Raw genomic sequence first — 519 nt, 5'->3', positions numbered from 1 at the left:
GATCCGCCTGATGGCCAAGGTGCCGACGATGGCGGCGGCGTGCTACCGGCATTCGATCGGCTGGCCCGTGCGCTACCCGCGCAACAACCTCGAGTACGTCGACCGCTTCCTGCACATGATGTTCGAGGTGCCGGCCGAACCGCTGGAGCTCAAGCCGGTGGCCGCCAAGGCACTCGACCTGCTGTTCATCCTGCATGCCGACCACGAGCAGAACGCCTCGACCTCGACCGTGCGCCTGGTCGGGTCCACCGGCGCCAACCCCTACGCCTGCGTGGCGGCCGGCATTGCCGCGCTCTGGGGGCCGGCCCACGGTGGCGCCAACGAGGCGGTGCTCAAGATGCTCGAGGAGATCGGCAGCCCGGACAAGGTGTCCACGGCGGTCGACCGCGCCAAGGACAAGAACTCCGGCTTCCGCCTGATGGGCTTCGGCCACCGCGTCTACAAGAACTTCGATCCGCGCGCGAAGATCATCCGCGAGATGTGCCACAAGGTGCTCGAGGAGCTGGGCGTGGACGATCC

At 67.8% G+C, this 519-nt stretch carries 1 protein-coding gene; it reads left to right on the top strand.

Annotation, left to right across the window (positions count from 1 at the left end):
* Window positions 1-519, top strand: a 519-nt coding sequence (locus QMC84_RS22390) for a citrate/2-methylcitrate synthase (RefSeq protein ID WP_300378892.1), incomplete at both ends; no start/stop codon positions are given.

It is taken from the genome of Nocardioides sp. (assembly GCF_030019515.1).
GTDB lineage: Bacteria > Actinomycetota > Actinomycetes > Propionibacteriales > Nocardioidaceae > Nocardioides.
Note: the sequence above shows the minus strand (reverse complement) of the source record. Positions and strands in the feature narration are given on the sequence as shown.